This window comes from Streptomyces sp. NPDC127114 (assembly GCF_042677525.1).
Lineage (GTDB): Bacteria > Actinomycetota > Actinomycetes > Streptomycetales > Streptomycetaceae > Streptomyces.
Genome location: NZ_JBHXTJ010000078.1, coordinates 1 through 17589, shown reverse-complemented (window position 1 = coordinate 17589; position 17589 = coordinate 1). Strand labels below are relative to the sequence as shown.

General features: G+C 73.5%; 9 protein-coding genes. 2 read left to right on the top strand and 7 right to left on the bottom strand.

All coding sequences use genetic code 11. From position 1 onward, the window contains the following. Positions 1–38: 38 nt before the first annotated feature. Complete coding sequence (gene guaA / locus ACFVGS_RS36730; RefSeq protein WP_384423046.1) at positions 39–1640, bottom strand: glutamine-hydrolyzing GMP synthase; 1602 nt, start codon at positions 1638–1640, stop codon at positions 39–41. Between the two features lie 408 nt (positions 1641–2048). Here guaA and ACFVGS_RS36725 point away from each other — a divergent pair, with 408 nt between their 5' ends. Beyond that, positions 2049–2339, top strand: coding sequence for a chorismate mutase (locus ACFVGS_RS36725; RefSeq protein WP_384423048.1), 291 nt, complete (start codon positions 2049–2051; stop codon positions 2337–2339). A gap of 627 nt (positions 2340–2966) precedes the next feature. Here the strand turns inward: ACFVGS_RS36725 and ACFVGS_RS36720 are convergent. The 6 genes from ACFVGS_RS36720 to ACFVGS_RS36695 all read right to left on the bottom strand — a co-directional run bounded on the left by ACFVGS_RS36720 (position 2967) and on the right by ACFVGS_RS36695 (position 15936). Beyond that, on the bottom strand, positions 2967–4796 hold the full coding sequence (locus ACFVGS_RS36720; RefSeq protein ID WP_384423050.1) for a GMC oxidoreductase: 1830 nt from the start codon (positions 4794–4796) through the stop codon (positions 2967–2969). 57 nt (positions 4797–4853) lie between these two features. Next, the gene (locus tag ACFVGS_RS36715) at positions 4854–6494 is read right to left on the bottom strand and encodes a succinic semialdehyde dehydrogenase (RefSeq protein ID WP_385696768.1); all 1641 of its coding nucleotides are present in this window, start codon (positions 6492–6494) and stop codon (positions 4854–4856) included. Between the two features lie 104 nt (positions 6495–6598). Beyond that, a complete protein-coding gene (locus tag ACFVGS_RS36710) occupies positions 6599–8293 on the bottom strand; it encodes a serine/threonine-protein kinase (protein ID WP_385696765.1) in 1695 nt (564 codons plus the stop codon). Positions 8294–8557: 264 nt separating this feature from the next. Further along, a complete protein-coding gene (locus ACFVGS_RS36705; protein WP_385696762.1) occupies positions 8558–11515 on the bottom strand; it encodes a protein kinase in 2958 nt (985 codons plus the stop codon). Between the two features lie 81 nt (positions 11516–11596). Continuing rightward, the gene (locus ACFVGS_RS36700) at positions 11597–14065 is read right to left on the bottom strand and encodes a protein kinase (RefSeq protein WP_385696760.1); all 2469 of its coding nucleotides are present in this window, start codon (positions 14063–14065) and stop codon (positions 11597–11599) included. 164 nt (positions 14066–14229) lie between these two features. Beyond that, positions 14230–15936, bottom strand: coding sequence for a glycerol-3-phosphate dehydrogenase/oxidase (locus ACFVGS_RS36695; RefSeq protein ID WP_384423059.1), 1707 nt, complete (start codon positions 15934–15936; stop codon positions 14230–14232). A gap of 266 nt (positions 15937–16202) precedes the next feature. On the opposite strand from ACFVGS_RS36695, the gene ACFVGS_RS36690 reads away from it, so the two are divergent. Further along, positions 16203–17456, top strand: a complete 1254-nt coding sequence (locus ACFVGS_RS36690; RefSeq protein WP_384423061.1) for a nucleotide sugar dehydrogenase — start codon at positions 16203–16205, stop codon at positions 17454–17456. Positions 17457–17589: the final 133 nt, after the last annotated feature.

Below are 17589 nucleotides of genomic sequence, written 5' to 3'. Positions count from 1 at the left end.
GGTACGGGGGCGGCGGCTTCAGGCCCGTGCGGGAGGGGTCACTCCCACTCGATGGTGCCCGGCGGCTTGCTCGTCACGTCGAGGACGACGCGGTTGACGTCCGGGACCTCGTTGGTGATGCGGGTCGAGATGCGGGCGAGCACCTCGTACGGCAGCCGCGACCAGTCGGCGGTCATGGCGTCCTCGGAGGACACCGGGCGCAGCACGATCGGGTGTCCGTAGGTGCGGCCGTCGCCCTGGACGCCGACGGAGCGGACGTCGGCGAGCAGCACGACCGGGCACTGCCAGATCTCGCGGTCGAGACCGGCGGCCGTCAGCTCCTCGCGGGCGATGGCGTCGGCCTCGCGCAGCAGGTCCAGGCGCTCCTTGGTGACCTCGCCGACGATGCGGATGCCGAGGCCGGGGCCGGGGAACGGCTGGCGCTGGACGATCTCCTCGGGCAGGCCGAGCTCCTGGCCGACCATGCGGACCTCGTCCTTGAAGAGCTGGCGCAGCGGCTCGACGAGCTCGAACTCCAGGTCCTCGGGGAGGCCGCCCACGTTGTGGTGGGACTTGATGTTGGCGGTGCCGGTGCCGCCGCCGGACTCGACGATGTCCGGGTAGAGCGTGCCCTGGACGAGGAAGGCGACCTCCTCGCCGTCGGCGGCGCCCTCGGCGATGATCTCGGCCTGCGCCTGCTCGAAGACGCGGATGAACTCACGGCCGATGATCTTGCGCTTGGTCTCCGGGTCGGAGACGCCGGCCAGCGCGGTGAGGAAGCGCTCCTGCGCGTCGACGACCTTCAGCTGGACGCCGGTGGCGGCCACGAAGTCCTTCTCGACCTGCTCGGTCTCGTTCTTGCGCATCAGACCGTGGTCGACGTAGACGCAGGTGAGCTGCGAGCCGATGGCCTTCTGCACGAGCGCGGCGGCCACGGCGGAGTCGACGCCGCCGGACAGGCCGCAGATGGCGCGCTTGCTGCCGACCTGGGCGCGGATGGCCGCGACCTGCTCCTCGATCACGTTGCCGGTGGTCCAGGTGGGCTCGATGCCGGCGCCGCGGTAGAGGAAGTGCTCCAGGATCTGCTGGCCGTGCGTGGAGTGCAGCACCTCGGGGTGGTACTGGACGCCGTAGAGCTTCTTCTCGTCGTTCTCGAAGGCGGCGACCGGCACGACGTCGGTGGACGCGGTGACGGCGAAGCCCTCGGGCGCGGCGGAGCAGGCGTCGCCGTGCGACATCCACACGGACTGCTCGACCGGCGTGCCCTCGAAGAGGGTCGAACCGGCCTTGGTGACGTGCAGCGGCGTCCGGCCGTACTCACGGGCGCCCGTGTTGTCGACGGTGCCACCGAGGGTGGTCGCCATCAGCTGGAAGCCGTAGCACATGCCGAAGACCGGGACGCCGGCCTCGAAGATCGCGCGGTCGAGCCGCGGGGCTCCCTCGGCGTACACCGAGGACGGGCCGCCGGAGAGGATGATCGCCTTGGGGTTCTTGGCCAGCATCTCGGCCACCGGCATGGTGGACGGGACGATCTCGCTGTAGACCCGCGCCTCACGGACGCGACGGGCGATGAGCTGGGCGTACTGGGCGCCGAAGTCGACAACGAGGACTACGTCCGGGTTGGTGACGTCGGGCGCGGCAGCGGGGGGCGCTGATGACACTACGGCGGCCTTCCGGCGGTAGGAGCGGGTCCCCCGAAAGGGGGGCTATTTGTCGATTCTACCGGCGCGCCGGTGGCGCGATTCGTCTCACCATCCGAACCTGCGCCCTCTCGGGGTGGCCTTCGTCTCACCATCCGGGCCCGGGTTGCCCCGGAACGCGCGGAGGGGTCCATACTGAGCCCATGCGCAAGCTCTCGACCTTCGTCTTTACCTATGGCAACCGGCCCACCGGCTGCCATGGTCGTGCTGCTTGAGTAACTGACAAGCGACTTCCCAGGCGCCCCGGGCCGACAAGGCCCGGGGCGTCTGGCGTTTCCCGGGCCGCACCGCCCCGGGGCATCCCCAGACCACCGAGATCCCTGAGATCACCGAGATCCCTGAGATCACCGAGACCACGAGGAGCCCCGCATGACCGCCACGACCCAGACCGAGAAGACCGGCGCCCGCACCGACGAGGCCGCGGCGCTGATCGGCGACGCCCGGGAGCGCATCGACGCGCTCGACGACCGGATCATCGGCCTGATCCAGGAACGGATGGCCGTCTCGGCCGTCATCCAGGAGGCCCGGATCTCCTCCGGCGGCCGCCGGGTGAACCTGGCGCGCGAGATGGAGGTCCTCGGCCACTACCGCGACGCGCTGGGCAAGCCGGGCACGGCGCTCGCGATGACGATGCTCGAACTCTGCCGCGGCCGGATCTGACGCGTGGCGCGCATGTGAGTGCCGTCCCGCACCCGAGTTCGGTCGCACCCTCACCCGTACGGCGCGTGACCGCGCACGGCGCCGCTTCGTTGGTCGTGGTGTCCGTGCCAGCCAGGGGCGGGCCCGAATAAAGACCACGCGTGGCTTCGCTGGGGCGTGTGACGCATCTCTGGTGCGTCGTGGGACCTCGCCCCAGCGCGTGTGACCGGACGGCAGGGGACAGCAGCCCGGTCACCCAGAAAGGGCGGTCGGTCCCGGGGACGCCCGGGGCCGACCGCAACCGGCCGAACGATCCGAGACCCCACCGTCCCGCTCCCCCACACCCCCGTGCTCCCGCACACTCCCCCGGTGCCCCCTCGCACTCCCCGTGCGCTCCCCGCACCTCCCGTGCTCCCCGCACTCCCCGCCATGGGCCCCGCGCGCGACCGGAATCGCGCCGCGGGGCCCTTGCGTTGACCTCCCCCGAGGAACGTGACGCGCGTCACATAAAGATCTCGTGAGAGGGCTACAACCAATCCCCCAGGTCACCGGTCATCTATGCAGCACCACCCAGAAGCTGGAGGGGCGCTGCACTCGGAGGGGGGTGCAGCGCCCTTTCCACTTTTCTGGAACCTGCCCGGAGCGGCCTCAGGCCTTCTTCGGCGGGACCGCCGGGATGCCCAGGAACGGCAGCCTCAGGGCGCCGAAGGCCTCCGCCGGGACCGCGGGCGACTTCGGCTCGACCGGCGACAGCCGGACGTACGCCTCGCCCTGGCGCGGGCGCTGGTCCGCCTCGCCCTTGTTGGGCCAGAAGGACATGGCGCGCTCGGCCTGCGCCGTGATCGTCAGGGACGGGTTCACGCCGAGGTTGGCGGAGACCGCGGCGCCGTCGACCACCGAGATGCCCGGGTGGCCGTAGAGGCGGTGGTACGGGTCGATGACGCCGGAGTCCGCGTCCGCGCCGATCGGGCAGCCGCCGAGGAAGTGGGCGGTGAGCGGGGTGCCCATGAGCTCGCCGATGTTGGAGCCGGCGAAGCCGTTGATCTCCTCGGCCATCAGGGAGGCGGCGCGGGTCGCGGCCTCGATCTGCGTCGGGTTGGGCGCACCGTGGCCCTGGCGGGCGGTGAGCAGGCCCTTTCCGATGCCGCCGGGCTTGCGGTAGGTGGTCAGCGAGTTGTCCAGGGACTGCATGACCAGGCCGATGATGGTCCGCTCCGACCAGCGGCGGTTGGACAGCGAGCGCACGGCGAGCGCGGGGTGCTTGAGCAGCTCCAGGAACCACTTGCGGACCCGGTGCGCGCCGTAGGGCACCTGGAGGACGGTCATGCCGCCCATGGAGTTGGAGCCCTTGCCGTAGCGGACCGGCTCGATGTGGGTGTTCTCGTCCGGGTGGATCGACGAGGTGATCGCCACGCCCTGGGTGAAGTCGACGCGCTCCTTGCCGTGCCGCTTGCGGTAGCGGCGGTCGGTGGTCTGCGAGCCGACGAGGGCCTCGGAGTTGGTGCGGGTGAGTTCGCCGAGGCGGCGGGAGATCCCGGGCAGCAGGCCGGTGTCCTTCATCCGGTGCAGCAGGGTCTGCGTGCCGTACGTGCCGGCCGCGATCACCACCCGGCGGGCGGTGAAGGTGCGGCCGGCACCCTTCTTCCGGTTGTCGGTGGGCAGCGTCCTGACGGCGAAGCCGCCGCGTGAGTCCTCGGTGACGGCGACGACCGTGGTCATGGGGTGGACGACGGCGCCGGCCTTCTCCGCGAGGTAGAGGTAGTTCTCGTTGAGGGTGTTCTTGGCGCCGTGCCGGCAGCCGGTCATGCACTCGCCGCACTCGGTGCAGGCCTTGCGGGTGGGGCCCGCGCCGCCGAAGTACGGGTCGGCGACCTCGCCGCCGGGCTTCGCCCGTGCCTTCTCCGACCCGTCGGCGTCCTGACCGTCCCCGAAGAAGACGCCGACCGGCGCCATGTGGAAGGTGTCGCCGATGCCCATGGCCTGGGCGGTGGCCTTCAGGTGCACGTCGGACGGCGTCATCGTGGGGTTGAGCCGGACGCCGAGCATCCGCTTGGCCTGGTCGTAGTACGGGGCGAGCTCCGCACGCCAGTCGGTGATGTCCTTCCACTGCGGGTCGTCGAAGAACGGCGCCAGCGGCTCGTAGAGGGTGTTGGCGTAGTTGAGGGAGCCGCCGCCGACGCCGGCGCCCGCGAGCACCATGACGTTGCCGAGCAGATGGATGCGCTGGATGCCGTAGAGGCCGAGGGCGGGCGCCCACAGGAACTTCTTCAGGTCCCAGGAGTTCTTCGGCAGGGTCTCGCGGGTGTAGCGGCGGCCGGCCTCCAGGACGCCGACCCGGTAACCCTTCTCGGTGAGGCGGAGAGCCGTGACCGAGCCGCCGAAGCCGGAGCCGACGACGACGACGTCGTAGTCGTACCGGCCGTCCTCGTCGTACGCGCCGTCCTCGGCCTGATTCTGGGCAGGGGGTACCGCGGTCATGGCTCTCCTCGTGCGGGAAAGGGGCTGCGAAATCGGGGTGCGGGTCGGCGCGAGGGATCAGCGCAGGCGCAGGGCCTTCATCGCCTTCAGGGACGCGCTCATGAAGGCCGCGTACTTCTCGTCGTCCATCCCGAAGGAGGGCGCGAGCGGGATCAGCCGCTGCTGGGCGACGGTCTGGGCCTCGGTGAACTTGAGGATGCCCTCGGAGCCGTGGCGCCGGCCGAGGCCGGAGTCCTTCATGCCGCCCATCGGGGCGCGCACGCTGCCGTACGCGGGCGCGTAGCCCTCGTTGATGTTGACGGTGCCGGTGCGCAGCCGGGCGGCGACGGCGTGGCCGCGACGGGAGTCCCGGGTCCAGACGGAGGAGTTCAGGCCGTACGGGGTGGCGTTGGCCAGCTCGACGACCTCGTCCTCGTCGGTGAAGCGGTAGATCGAGACCACCGGGCCGAAGGTCTCCTCGGCGCAGACGGCCATGGGGGCCTCGACGCCGTCGAGGATGGTCGGCTCGTAGAACAGCGGGCCGATGTCGGGGCGGGCGACGCCGCCCGCGACCAGCCTGGCGCCCTTGGCGACGGCCTCCTGGACGTGCCGGGTGACGGTCTCCAGCTGGCGCTCGCCGACCAGGGAGCCCATGTCGGCGCCGTACGCGAGGGAGTTGCCGAGCCGCATCGCCTTCGTACGGGCGGCGAAGCGCTCGACGAAGGCGTCGGCGATCGACTCGTGCACGTACAGCCGCTCGATGGAGATGCACAGCTGGCCCGCGGAGGAGAAGCAGGCGCGGACGGCACCGGCGGCGGCCTTCTCGATGTCGGCGTCCTCGAGGACGAGCATGGCGTTCTTGCCGCCGAGCTCCAGGCTGACGCCGACGAGACGGGCGGCGGCGCCCTGGGCGACCTCGCGGCCGGTCCGGGTGGAGCCGGTGAAGGACACGTAGTCGGCGTGCCGGACGACCTCGGGCCCGACGACCGGTCCCTCGCCGATGACGACCTGGAAGACCTCGGCGGGCAGCCCGGCCTCGATCAGCAGGTCGCGGGCCCACAGCGCGGTGAGCGCGGTCTCCGTGTCCGGCTTCATGACGACCGCGTTGCCCGCGACGAAGGCGGGCAGGGCGTCGCCGACCGACAGCTCCAGCGGGTAGTTCCAGGGCGCGATCTGGCCGACGACGCCGCGCGGCTGGCGCAGCTCGGTGACCTTGGTGAGGGTCGGCACGACGCCGGTGTGGCGCTTGGCGCGCAGATAGGCGGGCGCCTTGCGGCCGTAGTGGCGGGCGGCGACGGCGACCGACAGGACCTCCTCGTGGGCGTGCAGGCGCGCCTTGCCGGTCTCCAGCTGGATGAGGTCGAGGATCTCGCCCTGCCGCTGGAGGACCAGGTCGTGGAAGCGCAGGAGCACGGCCGCGCGGGCCCTGGCCGGCGTGGCGGCCCAGGCGCCCTGGGCGGCGCGGGCACGGGCGAAGGCGGAGGCGACGTCCTCGGGCGTGGACTCGGGCAGGTCCGCCAGCTTGTCCCCGGTGAAGGGGGTGTGGTTGGCGGTGCGGCCGGAGCCCGCGACCCCGCGGGTGAGGCGGGCGACCAGCTCGGGCGTGACCACGTCGGCGGCGGTGCGCGCTCCGGCGGGTGCGGGCGCGACGGGGTTGGTGCCGAGGGGGGCCGCGGCGGCGGCCTGGGCCGGGGTGGCGAGTGCCTGCGAGTCCGTCATGAGGGCGAGGGTAGGGCGCATTCCCCGCTTTGGGTACCCGTCAGTAACGCGTTTTCACCCCCTGCACACAACCGCGCCAGTGTTCGCTGGCACATAAGCCCTGATCAGGGGCTCACCGTGTCCCCGGGCGCCCTCCAGTACTTCTTCACGATGTCGAACTGCTCGCGCGTCCGCTCCCAGCTCTCCTCCGGCGAGGCCATGTAGAGGGCGTACTCGGTGCCGTCGTCGCCGTAGTACACCTGGTCGATCGCGTGGCGGGGCCCCGGGAAGGTCTGCTTCTCGATCCAGGTGAACTCCCACACGGCGGAGTTGACCTGGTCGCGGAAGGTGTTCTGGGTCAGCCGGATCCGCTCGTACCTGGCCCGCCTCGCCACGATCTTCTCGAGGTCGAGCAGGTGCATGTACGGGTTCTCGAAGTCGGGCGAGTCGTCGATGCTGATCCGGATCCGGTGCTTGCCGTTGTCCGGGGTGTAGTCGATCTGGTCGCCGTCCTCCAGCCGCTTCCAGCCGTCGGGGACGACCAGGCTGAATCCCTCCGGGTCCTGGACCCGGTGCCAGCCGGCCGGGACGGTGCCCTTGGCCGGATCCTTGCCGTCCTTGCCCGCGTCCTGCCCCTGGGTCGTGGAGGTGCCGGTGCCCTTGTCGCCCGCGCCGCCCATGTGGGTCATCGCGGCGAAGACCGCGCCGCCCGCGAGCAGCCCGGCGACGACGGCCGCGAGCAGTGCGGGGCGCCAGCGGCCACGGCCACCGGCGGAGGCCGTGCCGCTGCCGCCGTCCGGCAGAGCGGGGACGGTCGCGCCGGCGGGCACCGGGGCGGGAGTCGCGGTGGCGGGCGCGTCCGCCTGGACGGCCGCGGGGTCGTCGTGCGGCACGGGCAGCGGGGTCGTCGTCGACGGGACGGCCTCGGCCAGCTCCTCCGCCCCCACCCGCTGCGTCGGCACGTACGCCTGCGCGGCCTGCGGCGCCCGGCCCTCCATGGCGTCGAGCAGCATCCGCTCGGCCTCGTCGGCGCGCGGGCGCTGATCCGGGTCCTTGCGCAGCAGCGCCACGATGACGGGGGCGAGCGCGCCGGCCTTCTCGGGGTACGGCGGCTCCTCCGTCACCACGGCCTGCATCGTGCTGATCGGCGAGCTGCGGCGGAACGGCGAGTTGCCCTCCACCGCCGCGTACAGGGTGGCGCCCAGCGACCACAGGTCGGAGGCCGGCCCCGGGTCCCCGCCGCGCACCCGCTCGGGCGCCAGGTAGTCAATGGAGCCGACGAGTTCACCCGTGCGGGTGATCGAGGAGTCGCCCTCGATGGCGGCGATCCCGAAGTCGGTGATGAGGACCCGGCCGTCGCGCGCGAGCAGCACGTTGCCCGGCTTCACGTCCCGGTGCAGCACCCCGGCGGCGTGCGCCGCGCGCAGCGCGCCGAGGACGTGCAGGCCGATCCGGGCGGCCTCGCGCGGCTCGATCGTGCCGGCCTCCTTCGCCGCGTCCGCGAGCGAGGGCCCGTCCACGTACTGCATGACGATCCACGGCCGGTCGTCGTGCTCCAGGACGTCGTGCACGGTGACCACGCCCGGGTGGGTGATCCGGGCCGCCGCCCGCGCCTCCTTCTGCGTCCGGGCGTGCAGAACCAGCCGGTCGGCCTCGGCCACGAACCGGCCTGCCGTCAACTCCTTGACGGCCACCACACGGTGCAGCACCTCGTCGTGCGCGCGCCAGACCTTGCCCATGCCGCCGCGCCCGATGGACTCGCCCAACCGGTAGCGACCGGCGAGCAGCAGCCCGGTGCCGGTGCTCTCAGAATGTTCCACGTGCCCCCGCTTATCTGCTTCACAGGCAAGGTTACGGAGAAGGGTGCGGAACACGGAACCTCGGGGCGGGCTTTGGGAACAACCTGTAACCAGAGGCGGTTTTCAGCCACTGGCGCGGTCTGTACGCGAGGGGTCGACGTGACCGGCGAGTAGCCGGGGCCGACGGGACGGCGAGTGGCCGGAGCGACGGACCGGCGAGTGGTCGTAGCGACGGCCGGGCCGAGCCGGGTCATGGCCGAAAAAGGCCGAGGCGACGGCCGTGGTTCAGCGGGTGGCCCGGTACGCCTTCACCGCCTGGTCGTAGATCTCGGACACCTTGTCACGCTCGTTCTCCGGCCCGATGACCTGCACGATGTGGTAGCGATCGCCTTCGATCAGCGCCAGGTTGCGCACGAACACCTCGCGCCCCGTGCTGTCCTGCCAGGTGAACTGCCCGACCGCCATGCTCTGTCGGCCGATGACGACCCGGCGCAGACCGGAGGCACCGGACCAGGACGACTCCCGCCACGGCTGGAGCTCGCGCTCCTTGGTCCGCTGGTACGCCAGCGGGTCCGAGCCGTTGGCCTGCACCGTGTCCCGGCCCGGCACCACGATCAGCGTGAAGTCACCGCCCGTGAAGCGCACTTGCCCGGCGTCGTTGATCGGGCTGCGCCGCCAGCCGCGCGGCACGCCCACCTGGAAGCCCTCGGGGTCCTTGCGCAGCTCGTAACCGGCCAGGAGGGACGGGGCCGCGGGGTCGACGGCGGGCGGGGTGGTGCGCGACTGCTGCGGCGCGGGCCGGGTGGTGGCTCCGCCCGAGGGACCTCCGGTGCCGGCCGGCGCCGAGGACGGCACCGGCGCACCGGACTTCACCGGCGGCGCGCCCGTTCCGCCCTTCTCCTCGCCCGCCTTGGGCAGGAACAGCACGGCGTACGCGACGGCCCCGGCGAGCAGGAGGAGGATCAGGAGCAGCAGCGTCCGGCCGAGGGCGCGCGGCGAGCCCGCCTCGCGCCGGGGTGCGCGGGGCACGCGCGCGGCGCGCTGCGGGATCTCCTCGTGCGCCAGGTCGCCGGGATACGGCGTGTGGGCCTGGTACGCCGTCGAGTGCTCCGGCTGCTCGCGGTACGCCGCGTACGCGGACTCGCGCGCGGCGCGTCCCTTGGCGTGGCGATGCCGGTGCCGGCCGCCCGCGGACCCGCCGCGACGCCGGCGCACCAGCTCACCGCGGCGGCGCACGATCGGCAGCCGGGTGGCGTCGGGCGACGGCAGCGGTACGACGCCGATCCCGGCCTCCGGCTCGGGCGCCGACCGGACCAGGGAGCGCAGCCAGCCGCTCAGCTCCTCGACGTCGGGGCGCTCGGTCGGGTCCTGGCGGAGCAGGGACTCGACGACGGGCCGGAGCGGACCGCACTCCTCCGCGAAGGCGGGCGGCTCCGCGCAGACCAGCTGGACCAGTTCGGCGGCGCTGTCCTCGGGGTACGGGGCGTGGCCCTGGACCGCCCGGTAGAGCAGCGCGCCGAGGGCCCACAGGTCGGTGGCGGGGCCGATGGGCGGGGCGAGGCGCCAGTGCTCGTGGACCGGGCCCGCCTGCTCGGGCGCCCACCGCTCGGTGACGGCGCCGACCACGGCCATCCGGGTCTGCCGGGCCCGCTCGGCGCCGAGCCGGGTCACCGGTCCGCGGTACGCGTCACCGGAGGCGGCGGCCGGAACGGGCGCGGGCTCGGGGGCCGGCCGGGGTGCGGCCGCGCGGTACCCGGCGGGGAGCGCGGGCAGCACCGGGCCGCCCGTTCCGGCGCTGCCGCCGGCGGGGACGGGCCGCCCGCCGTCGCGGGCCGCGTGCGGGCCGTCGCTCCAGCTGCCGGTGAGGTACGCGCGGGGCGGCGGGCCGTAGGTGCCGCCGGTCTCGTCGTCGTCGGGGCCGTCATCGTCGTCGTCGCCCACACGCGACCACCACTGCGGCTCGGGAGGCGTGGGCGGGCCGGACGGCGGCGTGGGCCCGGCGGGGCCGGAGGGCTCGGCGGAGCCCCCGGAGGGACCGGCGGGCTCGGTGGGCTCGGCCGGGCGCGGGGCCGGGAGGGCGCCGGTCTCGCCGATCGCGGCGGCGGCGCGGGCGCCCGCGCGGTAGGCGGCGATGGCCCCGGCCCGGGCCGCGCGCGGGTCCGCGGCGGGCGGCACGGCGGGCCCGGGCGCGACGGGTGCGGCGGACAGCTCGGGCCGGCCCGCGCGCCCGGGCCCGTACGGCGTGCCGCCGTGCGGGCCGTACCCGGCGATGCCGGGCGTGCCGGTGCCGTCCTCGCCGGGACCGTCCTCGTACCGGCCGCCGTCCTCGTCGGGCTCCTGGCCGTCGGCGTACCGGCCGTCGAGGTAGGCCTCGTCGTCGGCCGTCTCCTCCAGGTACGTCTCGTCGGGATACGGCTCCGACCCACGCGCCCGCGGGAGGGCGCCGCGGGCGACCGGCTCGTGACCGCCCGTCAGGGACCGGTCGCGACCCTCGTGGCCCTCGTCGCCGGATGCGTACTCGCCGTACGTTCCGTACTCGGCGTACTCCCCGTGCTCCCCGTACTCACCGTCGTCCTCGTACGCGTCGTACGTCTCGGCCTCGGGGACGTCCGGTCTCTCGTACGGGTCCGACCCCTGCGGCCCTGCGGCGTACGGGAACTCGTCGGCCTCCGGGACCGGCGCGTAGCCGCAGAGGGCCTCCTCGGCGGCTCCCGCCGCCAGACCGGTGAGGACGACCCGTCCGTCGTCGCAGACGAGGACGGTGCGCGCGGTGACGTTGCGGTGGGTCCAACCGTGCGCGTGGAGGGCGCGCAGGGCGGTGAGCAGGTCGGCGCCCATCTCGGCGGCCCGGTAGGGGCTGAGCGGGCCGTCGACGAGCAGCTCGGAGAGCGGCGTGGCGGCGACGAACTCGCTCACTATCCACAGCGATCCGGCCTCCGCGAACACGTCGAAGACCTGGTCGAGGCGCGGGTGGTCGGGGATCCGGGCGGCGGCCTGGGCCGCCTCCACGGCGCGGCGGACCGTCGGATCGGCCGGCCGGCGGGTCGCGCGGCCCTGATCGGCGTAGGGCTGGTCGTCGAGGAGTTCGGCGTCGACGACCTCGGGCAGCGGCACCTGCCGGATGCGGACTTCCTGGCCGCTGTAGGTGTCGAAGGCGCGCGTCTCGACGAGTTCGTACGCGTCGGGCGGCGGCAGGGGCAGGCGGTAGCGGTCCGCGAGCACCCTTCCGGCGTAGTCGTCCACGACGCCTCCCCACGCGCCTGCCGTCCCCCGTGCCCCGCCCTCACGGTGTCGGGCGGGGCCTCTCACGATACGTGCCGCCCGTCAGTCCTTGGGGCTGAACGTGGCGAACGCGGTGTCCCGCAGCGTCCTGCACTCCGCCGCGTCCCACGCGTCGGCACGGCAGCTGATCATGATCGAGTAGCCGTGATCGGCGTCGACCTTGAAGCCGCGGTTGAGTATCCGGATCCGCTGGCCGCCCTGGTTGCGCTCGAACTCCCAGTCGGCGACGGTCGGGTAGCCCTTGTACGAGACCGGGCTGATGCCGATGTGCTTGTAGCCGTTGCTGGAGGCGGCGACCCCGGCCAGCGCGGCGCTCCAGGCGGCGGCCGCGTCGTCCTTCGGGCTGTCGTTGTAGTCGACCTGGACGCGCGGGAACGAGCCCTTGGCGGCGTTGAAGATGCCGCCGGAGTTCTGGCCCGCTATGTCGGTCATCCGGAAGGAGCCCGGCATCGCCATCGAGAAGTGGAACCGGTCGTTGGTCACCATCACGTAGCCCGGGGGCAGCTTGACCCCGGCGCCGCCGTCACCGCCGCCGGCACCGTCCTGGCCGCCGTCGGGCGTCCCGGACGGCGTGGTGCCGGTCTGGCCGCCGTTGGTCGCGGGCTTGCCGCCGCTGCCCTGCTGGGCCGGGTCGCTCGGCGACTTGTCGGTGTTCTGGCCGTCGGCGCCGCCCGAGGAGCTGCCGGCCGAGGCGGTGGTGCCGGCGGTGTTCCCGCCCTTGCCCTGGTCTGAGCCTTCCTGGCCACCGCCGAGGGCGACGTAAAGGATCGTGCCGAGCAGGGCGACGAGCACGACCGCGGCGATGATGACCAGGGTGCGGCGCGGGACGACGTCGGTCAGCGAGGCCTTGGCCGTGGCCGGCCGGTCCGGTGCGCCGGCTCCGGCGGCCGGACGCCTGGGCTCGGTCCTGGCCGCGGCGGCGGCGTTCCGCACGGACTTCAGGGCGCCGCGCATCCGCTCGGCCGCCACGTCGGCGGGCTTGGCGGGCTTGGCCGGGTCGCCGGAGCCGGCCGGCGAACGCTCGGGAATCGGCGGCAGCGGCACGACGCGGGTCGACTCGGGCGAGGGCTTCGGCGGCGCCTCGGGCGCGTCGAGCACGGCGCGCAGCAGGGCCCGGGCGCCCGCGTCGTCGAGGCGCTGGGCGGGGTCCTTGGCGAGCAGGCCGTAGATGACCTTCTCCAGCTCGGGGCCCGCGTTCTTCGGCGGGTCCACGGGCTCGGTCATCACGGCGGTGAGCGTGGCGATGGCGGAGCCCTTGTCGTAGGGCGGGCAGCCCTCGACGGCGGCGTAGAGGAGTCCGCCGAGCGACCAGAGGTCGGCGGCGGGGCCGGGCTTGTGGCCACGGGCCCGCTCGGGCGAGATGTACGAGGGCGCGCCGACGAGCATGCCCGTGGAGGTGATCGAGGGGTCGCCCTCGACCTGGGCGATGCCGAAGTCGGTGAGGACGGCCCGGCCGTCCTCGGCGATCAGCACGTTGGACGGCTTCACGTCGCGGTGCAGGATGCCCTCGCGGTGCGCGGAGCGCAGCACGTCGAGGATGGCGAGGCCGACCTCGGCGGCGCGCCGCGGGGTGAGCGTGCCGTCCTCGCGCACGGCGTCGGCGAGGGACTTGCCCTCGATGAGCTCCATGACGATCCACGGGCGGTCGTCCTCGTCGACGACGTCGTAGACGGTCACGGCGCCGTTGTTGCGGATCCGGGCGATGGCCTTGGCCTCGCGCAGGGTCCGGGTGATGAGGCGTCGCTTCTCGTCCTCGTCGATGCTGTTGGGGAAGCGGAGCTCCTTGACCGCGACGGTCCGGCCGAGGGTCTCGTCGACCGCACGCCAGACCGTGCCCATGCCGCCGCGGCCGAGGACCACGCCGAGCCGGTAGCGTCCGGCCAGCAGCCGTCCTTCGGCGGACGACGTGTCAGCGCGGCCGGTCCGCATGCCCGTTCCGGTGGCGTCGGCCCCGAACCCGGCCGCCGGAGCGGCCCCGTCGGTGGACCTGCTGCTCTTCGCCAGTCCGACCGGCGCCTTGGCGGGCGCGGGGCTCTTGGCGCGCTCGGGGCCGTCGGCCGCGGCACCGGCGGTGGATCCGCCGCCCTTCGTCAGGCCGGCCGGGGCCTTCGCCGGCGAGGCACCGCCGCCGGTGCCGGCCCGGCCGCCCGGCTCGCCGGAGGCCGCGGCCGTGGCCGCGTCCCTCGGGTCCCGCGCGACCTGCCGGGTGCCCATCACGCTGGTGGGCGTGTCCGCGGGCCGGGTGTCCTCCGGCTCCCCGGCCGACGGCCCGTCACCGGCCGTGCCGGCCTTCGACGGCCCGGACGCCTTCGTGTCCTTCGACTCCTCGGGCGTCTTCCCGTCCTTCGACTCCTCGGGCGTCTTCCCGTCCTTCGACGCCGTCGCGTCCTTGTCCCGCTCCGCCTTGCGCGCGGCCGGAACCGCACCCCGGTCGCCGTCGGTGGCGGCGCCCGCGGCGGAGTCCCGCCGGGGGTCCTGCCCCGAGTCCCGCGACTGCTCCGCCTCCGACATGCGTCCCCTCTGCGATCCCTGTTTCTCGCCCGCGTCCGGCGCTCCCGCTCGATGCGGCAACCCGCCCTGGAAGAGAGCTCATTGTCCCTCACTCCGGGACCGCTGACTCCCCCGGGTCCGCACTCCGAGAACGTCGGACACCTCCCAGAGGTGCCCTGATCGGGTCAGATCGGCACGATGTCAGGCGCGCCGAGCCGTGCCGCGTCCGCCGTCAGGTCGTCCGGCTGGCGCTGCGACTCGCGTTCCGCCTCGACCCTTTTCTCGTAGTGCTCGACCTCCTTGTCGATCTGCCGGGCGTCCCAGCCGAGGACGGGTGCCATGAGTCCGGCGCATTCGCGAGCGCTCAGGGTGCCCCGGTCGAAGGTCTCGATGGAGATCCGGGTGCGCCGGGTGAGGACGTCGTCGAGATGGCGGGCGCCCTCGTGCGAGGCGGCGTAGACGATCTCGGCCTTCAGGTAGTCCTCGGCGGCGGGCAGGGGTCTGCCGAGGGCCGGGTCGGCGGTGACGAGGTCGAGGATCTCCTCCGTCAGGGAGCCGTAGCGGTTGAGCAGATGCTCGACGCGGGCCACGTGGAGTCCGGTGCGGGCGGCGATTCCGGCACGGGCGTTCCACAGCGCCCGGTAGCCCTCGGCGCCGAGCAGCGGGGTGTCCTCGGTGACGCAGGCGGCGACGCGTTTGTCGAGCGCGTGGACGGCCTCGTCCACGGCGTCCTTGGCCATGACGCGGTAGGTCGTGTACTTGCCGCCGGCGACGACGACCAGGCCGGGCACCGGGTGGGCGACGGTGTGTTCGCGGGAGAGCTTGCTGGTGGCGTCGGACTCGCCCGCCAACAGGGGCCGCAGGCCCGCGTAGACGCCCTGGACGTCATCGCGGGTGAGCGGGGTGGAGAGCACGCCGTTGACGTGTTCCAGCAGGTAGTCGATGTCGGCGCTGGAGGCGGCCGGATGGGCCTTGTCGAGGTCCCAGTCGGTGTCGGTGGTGCCGATGATCCAGTGGCGGCCCCAGGGAATGACGAACAGCACGGACTTCTCGGTACGGAGGATGAGCCCGGTGGTCGAGTGGATGCGGTCCTTGGGCACGACGAGGTGGATGCCCTTGGATGCGCGGACGTGGAACTGGCCGCGCTCGCCGATGAGTGCCTGGGTGTCGTCGGTCCACACCCCGGTGGCGTTGACGATCTGACGGGCCCTGACCTCGTACTCGCCGCCGGTCTCGACGTCCCGGACGCGGGCGCCGACCACGCGCTCGCCCTCGCGCAGGAAGCCGACCACCCGGGCCCGGCTGGCAACCCGCGCCCCGTAACTCGCGGCGGTGCGGACGAGGGTGGTGACGAAGCGGGCGTCGTCCATCTGGGCGTCGTAGTACTGCAGGGCGCCGACGAGGGCGTCCTTGCGCAGACAGGGGGCGACGCGCAGGGCGTGACGGCGGCTGAGGTGACGGTGGACGGGCAGGCCGCGGCCGTGTCCGGAGGAGACCGACATCGCGTCGTACAGCGCGACGCCCGAGCCCGCGTACAGCCGCTCCCAGCCCTTGTGCTGCAACGGGTAGAGGAACGGGACGGGTTTGACGAGGTGGGGCGCGAGCCGCTCGAGGAGCAGGCCGCGCTCCTTCAGGGCCTCGCGGACGAGGGCGAAGTCGAGCATCTCCAGATAGCGCAGGCCGCCGTGGATCAGCTTGCTCGACCGGCTGGACGTGCCGGAGGCCCAGTCGCGGGCCTCGACGAGTCCGGTGGAGAGGCCTCTGGTGACGGCGTCGAGGGCGGTGCCCGCGCCGACGACGCCGGCGCCCACCACCAGGACGTCCAGTTCGTGCTCGGCCATCGCCGCGAGCGCTTCGGCGCGCCCGGCGGGTCCCAGTGTCGCTGTCCTCACGGTTGGTGCCTCCCGTCGTCCCCCGACTGTCCAGCACGCGAACCGGGCCCGTGTGGTCCGGCTCACAGACTCGATTCTGTCCCGGCACTCCGACTTCAGCCACCGCCCCTGCCCCGCCCTGTGGATAACACTCGGCGACCTTCGGGCCCACAATGCCGCATAACGGTCATATTTACTCTTAGTCTGACATTGCGTCGGCCTCTGTCGGTCCACAGGGCTTGCGCACCACGTCCCCTCCGGCTACTGGGAAGGACGGCCCACACCCCATGCCCGCTGATCTCGCCGTCATCGGCCTCGGCCACCACGGACTCCCCCTCGCCCAAGCAGCCACCGCGGCCGGCGTCGCCACCGTCGGCTACGACACCGACCCCCGCGCCGTCGCCGAACTCGCCGCCGGACGTCCCCCCGTCGACGGCTCCCTCACCGCCGCCGAGATCCGCCGGATGGTCTCGTCGGGCTTCCGGCCCGCGACCGACCCGGCCGAACTCGGGCGCGTCCGCACCGCCGTCATCTGCGCACCCACCCCGCCGGCACCCGACGGCACCCTCGACCTCACCGCCGTGACCGACGCCGCCCGCGCCCTCGCCGCCCGGCTGCGCCCCCACACCACCGTCCTCCTGGAGTCCCCGGTGCCGCCCGGCACCACCGAGGGCCCGCTGCGCGAACTCCTGGAGGCGGGCTCCGGGCTGCGCGCCGGCCGCGACTTCCACCTCGCCTACTCGCCCGGCCGCCTCGACCCCGGCAGCCGCCTCCAGGGCGGGACACGCGGGCTGGCCACCGCGCCCAAGGTGATCGGCGGCCTCACCCCCGCCTGCACCGAGTCCGCCGCCGCCTTCTACGGGCGGCTCACCGACAAGGTGGTCCGCGCGCGCGGACCGCGCGAGGCCGAGACGGTCAAGCTCCTGGAGACCAACTTCCGGCACGTCAACATCGCCCTGGTCAACGAGATGGCGGTGCTGTGCCACGAACTCGGCGTCGACCTCTGGGACGTCATCCGCTGCGCCGAGACCAAGCCCTTCGGCTTCCAGGCCTTCCGGCCCGGCCCCGGCGTCGGCGGCCACGGCGTCCCCGTCGAGCGCCTGCCCGGCCACGGCCCCCTCCGCCTGGTCGAACTCGCCGGCCAGGTCAACGAGCGGATGCCCCAGTACGTCGTCCAGCGCTCCGCCACGCTCCTCAACGAGCACGGCAAGTCCGCGCGCGGCGCCCGGATCCTGCTGCTCGGGATCACCTACAAGCCGGACCTCGCCGACCGGCAGGGCGCGCCCGCCGACGAGATCGCCCGCCGCCTCATGGACCTCGGCGCGGCGGTCAGCTTCCACGACCCGTACGTCACGGACTGGCGCGTGCGCGACCTGCCCGTCCCGCGCGCCGACTCCCTCTACGAGGCCGCCGCCCACGCCGACCTGACGATCCTGCTCCAGCACCACCGCACCTACGACCTCCAGGGCCTGTCGGTGAAGGCCCAGCTCCTCCTCGACACCCGCGGCGCGACCCCGGCGGGCGCGGCGCACCGGCTGTGAGGCGGCAGGCGCGCGCCGTACGACGACGGGGGCCCCGCACCACCCCGCCCCCCCCCCCCCCCCGGGGCGACCCGGGGAACGAGGAAGTAAAACAAAAATCAACCACCCACCGCAACAAGAACGGAGTTATAGC

Bases quoted from the DNA above. Each gene is read 5' to 3' on its own strand.
- ACFVGS_RS36715 (WP_385696768.1), bottom strand. From the start codon at position 6,494: ATGACGGACTCGCAGGCACTCGCCACCCCGGCCCAGGCCGCCGCCGCG.
- ACFVGS_RS36690 (WP_384423061.1), top strand. From the start codon at position 16,203: ATGCCCGCTGATCTCGCCGTCATCGGCCTCGGCCACCACGGACTCCCC.
- ACFVGS_RS36725 (WP_384423048.1), top strand. From the start codon at position 2,049: ATGACCGCCACGACCCAGACCGAGAAGACCGGCGCCCGCACCGACGAG.
- ACFVGS_RS36700 (WP_385696760.1), bottom strand. From the start codon at position 14,065: ATGTCGGAGGCGGAGCAGTCGCGGGACTCGGGGCAGGACCCCCGGCGG.
- ACFVGS_RS36720 (WP_384423050.1), bottom strand. From the start codon at position 4,796: ATGACCGCGGTACCCCCTGCCCAGAATCAGGCCGAGGACGGCGCGTAC.